Source organism: Streptomyces capoamus (assembly GCF_014654935.1).
In the GTDB taxonomy this organism is placed as follows: domain Bacteria; phylum Actinomycetota; class Actinomycetes; order Streptomycetales; family Streptomycetaceae; genus Streptomyces; species Streptomyces capoamus.
Window position 1 is genome coordinate 100329 of sequence record NZ_BNBF01000003.1, and the last position, 5019, is coordinate 105347.

Sequence of the window (5019 nt, forward strand, 5' to 3'; positions counted from 1 at the left end):
CCCGTTCGGACAGGCGGAGTTTCCACTTGACGGTGTGCACCGGGAGCGGAACGCCCCCCTCCACGTCCGCGACGACCAACCTGACCGTGTTCGAACCCGCATCCACCACGCTCACCCGCATGAGCCGGGAAGTACCCACCTCACCGGCGGTGACCCGTGGCACAGGGGGCGTGCCGGTGCACGCGGCACCGCAGACGCGCACCAGGACGGTCGGGCACGGGGCGGTCCCTGTCCGAATACCGCCCCGTCATACCGCCCCGTCGGCCCCGGCGGGCCCCTCGCTGCCGTTAGATGGTCGTGACCACCGTCGGCGCGGGGAGCGGCGGGTGACCGGAGCGGACGCGATGAGGGTACTGGTGATCGGCGGCGGCATCGCGGGGACCGCGACCGCCCTGGGGCTGTGCAAGGCCGGTCTCGACGTGACCGTGTTCGAGGCGCACCCGGACACGGCCGAGGACATCGGCGCCTTCCTCACCCTGGCGAGCAACGGCATGCGCGCGCTGGCCGAGCTGGATGCCGCACACCCCGTCACGGCCGTCGGTTTTCCGCTCACTTCACTGCGGCTCCTCGACAGCGAGGGCACCGAGGTCGCACACCAGCCGCTGGGCGAGGCCGGCGATCCGGTCCTGCGTTACCGCTGCCTGCGCCGCGGCCGACTGAACGCGGTACTCCAGGGCGAGGCGGTCCGGCGGGGCGTCCCGCTGCGCCACGGCGCCCGCCTGGTGTCCGTGGCCGACGGACCGGACGCCGTCACCGCCCGCTTCGCCGACGGCACCACCGCCACCGGGGACCTGCTCGTCGGCGCCGACGGACTGAACTCGACCGTACGACGGCTGCTCCGGCCCGGAGTACGCCCCCGATACGCGGGCCAGCGGGTGTACTACGGCTACACCGGTACCGCGCCCCCGCCCGGCCCCCAGGGCGCCATCACCATGGTGCGCTGCAGCGCCGCCGCGTTCGGGTACGCCGTGTCCCCGGCGGGTGAGACGTACTGGTTCGCCCGCACCGGCGGCGATCCGCTGCCCGCCGGTGCGGGTGCCGTGCCCTCCGCCGCACTGCGCGCCCGCCTGCTGCCGCTGCTGCGCGGGGACGCGACGCCCGCCGCCGGTCTGGTGGCGGCCGCCGACGGGCAGATCATGGTCACCGACGCCACGGAGCTGCCGCTCGGCACGGCCTGGCACACCGGGCGCGTGCTGCTCGTCGGGGACGCGGCCCACGCCGCGTCCCCGGCGACCGGCCAGGGCGCCTCGATGGCGCTGGAGGACGCCGTCGTCCTGGCCAAGGCGCTGCGCGACCTGCCCGACCCGCAGACCGCGTTCGCCGTGTACGAGCGGCACCGCCGTCCGCGGGCCGAGCACAACATCACCGTCAGCGGCGGCCTCTCCCGGGGCACCCGCACGCCGTCCGGCCCGGCACCCGCCATGGGCCGCCCCGCCGGACCGGACGCCCGGCTGCTGCGCCAACTGGCCTGGAACACCCCGCTGTCGGCGGTCCCGCCCGAGCCGCACTGAACTACGAGGGCCGTCTATCGTGCACGCCATGACGATCATTCACGAGGAGTCCGACGGCCGGCTGGCCGTGGCGGCGGCCGAGGCGGGCGCAGCGGTGGTGCGTGAGCTGTACGGCCGGCGCCTGCGCCGCTACGAGAAGTCCGCCGGCGACTTCGCGACGGAAGCGGACCTGGCCGCCGAGCGGGCCGTGCTGGAGGTCCTGCGCGCCGCCCGCCCCGGGGACGCGGTGACGGCCGAGGAGAGCGGCCGGACCGGCATCGCGGGCGCCCGCCGCCGCTGGCTGGTGGACCCGCTGTGCGGCACCCTGAACTACGCCGCGCGGACCATGCTCGCCTGCGTGAACGTGGCGCTGCGGGTGGGCTCGGACGTGACCGCGGCCGCGACGGCCGATCCGTTCGCCGGTGAGGTGTTCTGGACCGACGGCACGCGGGCCTGGGTCCGCCGGGACGGCCAGGACACGGAGCTGACGCCGGCCGCCGGGTCCGCGCTGGTGGACGTCAACCTCGATCCGCCGTTCCCCAACGCGCCCGGTTTCCGGGCGGCCCGCCTGCTCACCGACCCCGGCTTCGCCGAGCGGTTCCGGCCCCGGGTGGTCTCCAGCACCCTGGCGGTGGCCTGGGTCGCCGCGGGACGCCGGGCCGCCTACGTCACCGACGGCCACCTGGGCGACAGCGTGCACTTCGCCGCCGGCATCGCGCTGTGCCGGGCGGCCGGCTGCACGGTGACCGGTCTGTACGGCGAGCCGCTGCACACCGGTGCGGGCGGACTGGTCGCGGCGGCCGACGCGGCCACGCACGCCGCGCTCCTGAAGCTGGTCCGGGACCAGGCCTCCTCCGGGGGCGACGACCACGCCTCGGCCGGGGTCGGGGACGAGGCTTCACCCGAGGCCGACAGCCTGCCCTCACCCGAGGCCGACAGCCGCCCCCAGCCCCTGAGTTGACCCCGGCCGCACGCCGTCTCGACGGAAGGCGCCGCCGTCTGGTGTGATGCCCGCATGACCCTGGCCGACGACCTCGCCGCCCGCTTCGGCCAGGCCCTCGACACCCGCCCGGAGGCCCTGCGAGAAGCCTCGCGGGACTTCGGACGGCTCGTGCGGGCGACCCCGCGGGCCGTGCTGCGGCCGACGTCCGCCGCCCAGATCCGGGACCTGTTGCAGTACGCCGGACCGCGGCACATCCCCGTCGGGGTGCGCGCCGGGGGCCACGCGCTGTACGGCCAGAGCCAGGCGGCCGGCGGGATCGTCGTCGACCTGCGCGCCATGAACCGGGTCGGCCCGGTGACCGGTGACCGGGTCACCGTAGGTGCGGGCGCGCTGTGGCGGGAGGTGCTGGCCGCCACCCTGCCGTACGGCCGTACACCCCCGGTGCTCACCGACTACCTGGGCGCGGGCGTCGGCGGAGTGCTGTCCGCGGGCGGTCTCGGCGGCGCCACCCATCGGCACGGCCTGGTCGCGGACCAGGTGCTGGAGCTGAAGGTGGTGACCGGGGCGGGGGAGCACCGCGTCTGCTCGCCCGGCCGGGACCCCGCGCTGTTCCACGCCGTCCTCGCCGGGCTCGGCCAGTGCGCCGTCATCGTCGGGGCCACCCTGCGCGTGGTCCCCGCACCTGGACGCGTCCGCCGCCACTGCCTCTTCTACGACGACCTCGCCCGCTACCTGGCCGACCAGCGGCGGCTGGCCGAGGAAGCGCGGTTCCCCTACCTGGAGGGCCAGGTCCGCCCGCTGGGTGACCGCGGCTGGCGGTACGTGATCGAGGCCGTGGCCTGGTACGACGGGCCGTCCCCGCCCGACGACGGCCGCCTGCTCGACGGGCTCGCCCACGACCGGGCCGCCGCGGAGACCACCGACCTCTCATACGCCGAGTTCGTCCACCGCGTCGACACGGACGAGGAACTCCTGCGGACGACGGGGGAGTGGCTGCATCCGCATCCCTGGCTCAACCTGCTCCTGCCGCACGAGACCGCCGGGCCGGTGGTCGGCTCCGTGCTCGCCGACCCGGCCTTCCGACCTGCGCACCACCGGGCTCGTGCTGTTGTACCCCCTGGTCTCCGCCCGGCTGCGTGCGCCGCTCTTCCGCCGCCCGCCCGGCCGCCTCCTGTGGGTGTTCGCCCTGTTGCGCACGGCTCCGCCGGACAGTCACGGGACGGCCGCGCGGATGGTGGCCGCCAATCGCGCGGCGTACGACCTGGCCCGGGCCGCCGGCGCCGTGGCCTACCCCGTCAACGCCCTGCCCCTCTCCGCCGCCGACTGGCGCGACCACCACGGCACCGGCTGGCAGTCCTTCGCGGACGCCAAGCGGCGCTTCGATCCGCACCTGGTCCTGGGGCGCGGGCCCGGCCCGGAGCTCGCACCGCGGTGACCCGCGCCCGCCGGTCACCGGGCGGCGGGCTCCAGCGGCGCGGCACGCATGGTGCGGGATCGCCGGGTGCGGTTGTTGAAGGATCTCGTGTCCGATGTCTTGTGGCCGGCTTGGTTCATCACTTAAATCAAAACATGAACTAAGCCGTGGGGTCGGTTGCCCGACCCCGCCCTCGCATGGAGCCGCCGAAATGAGACTGCGATCCCTGGGTGTCGCGCTGGCCGCCACGGCCGCGCTGCTCGCCCTGCCCACCGCACACCCACCGGCCACCGCGGCCGAAACCCCCCTGTCCCAAGGGAAGACGGCCACCGCCTCCTCCCAGGAGAACAACGGCACCGCCCCCGCCCTCGCCGTCGACGGCGACACCGGCACCCACTGGTCCTCGGCCGCGAGCGACGACCAGTGGGTCCGCGTCGACCTCGGGACCACCGCCACCGTCGACCGCGTGGTCCTCGACTGGGAGGCCGCCTACGGCAAGGACTACAAGGTCCAGATATCCGCGGACGGCACCACCTGGACCGACCTGAAATCCGTCACCGGCTCCGACGGCGGCCTCGACACCCTCGACGTGTCCGGCCGGGGCCGCTACGTCCGGATGCTCGGCGTGCACCGGGCCACGGCGTGGGGCTACTCCCTCTGGGAGTTCCAGGTCTTCGGCAGCGCCGACGGCGGACAGGCGGGCTGTTCCACCGCCGATGCCGCCCGGGGCAGGACCGCCACGGCCTCCTCCACCGAGAACGCCGGCACCCCCGCCTCCGCCGCCGTCGACGGCAACACCGCGACCCGCTGGTCCAGCCAGGCCGCCGACCCGCAGTGGCTGCAGGTCGACCTGGGCGCCGTCCAGGACCTGTGCAAGATCGACCTCAGTTGGGAAGCCGCCTACGGCAAGGACTTCCGGATCGAGGCCTCCTCCGACGGACAGGGCTGGAACACCCTCAAGAGCGTCACCGGGGGGACCGGCGGCACGGCGTCCTACGACGTCAGCGGTGCCGGCCGGTACGTCCGGATCTACGGCACCGCCCGCGGCACCGGCTACGGCTACTCCCTGTGGGAGTTCGCCGTGCACACCGGCACCACCGGCGTCCCGCCCGTCCAGGGCGGCGGCGACCTCGGCCCGAACGTCATCGTCGTCGACCCCGCCACGCCGAACC

Annotated in this window: 4 protein-coding genes and 2 pseudogenes; 5 read left to right on the forward strand and 1 reads right to left on the reverse strand. The window is 75.2% G+C overall.

Features of this window, described 5'->3' with window-relative positions; translation table 11 throughout:
• A pseudogene (locus IE312_RS39055) lies at positions 1 to 121 on the reverse strand (Ppx/GppA family phosphatase); the annotation flags it as partial.
• A 223-nt stretch (positions 122 to 344) separates the two neighbouring features.
• On the opposite strand from IE312_RS39055, the gene IE312_RS06345 reads away from it, so the two are divergent.
• The 5 genes and pseudogenes from IE312_RS06345 to IE312_RS39060 all read left to right on the forward strand — a co-directional run.
• Entirely contained in the window at positions 345 to 1511 is a 1167-nt protein-coding gene (locus IE312_RS06345) for an FAD-dependent oxidoreductase (protein ID WP_189979144.1), read from the forward strand.
• 28 nt (positions 1512 to 1539) lie between these two features.
• Positions 1540 to 2451, forward strand: coding sequence for an inositol monophosphatase family protein (locus tag IE312_RS06350; RefSeq protein ID WP_189979146.1), 912 nt, complete (start codon positions 1540 to 1542; stop codon positions 2449 to 2451).
• A 54-nt stretch (positions 2452 to 2505) separates the two neighbouring features.
• Positions 2506 to 3411: pseudogene (locus IE312_RS06355) on the forward strand (FAD-binding protein); the annotation flags it as partial.
• Between the two features lie 124 nt (positions 3412 to 3535).
• Positions 3536 to 3868 carry a hypothetical protein gene (locus IE312_RS43760; RefSeq protein ID WP_268254296.1) on the forward strand — a complete coding sequence of 111 codons (333 nt, stop codon included), beginning with the start codon at positions 3536 to 3538 and terminating at the stop codon, positions 3866 to 3868.
• A 190-nt stretch (positions 3869 to 4058) separates the two neighbouring features.
• The coding region (locus IE312_RS39060; protein WP_229899172.1) for a discoidin domain-containing protein at positions 4059 to 5019 on the forward strand (961 nt) is incomplete at its 3' end.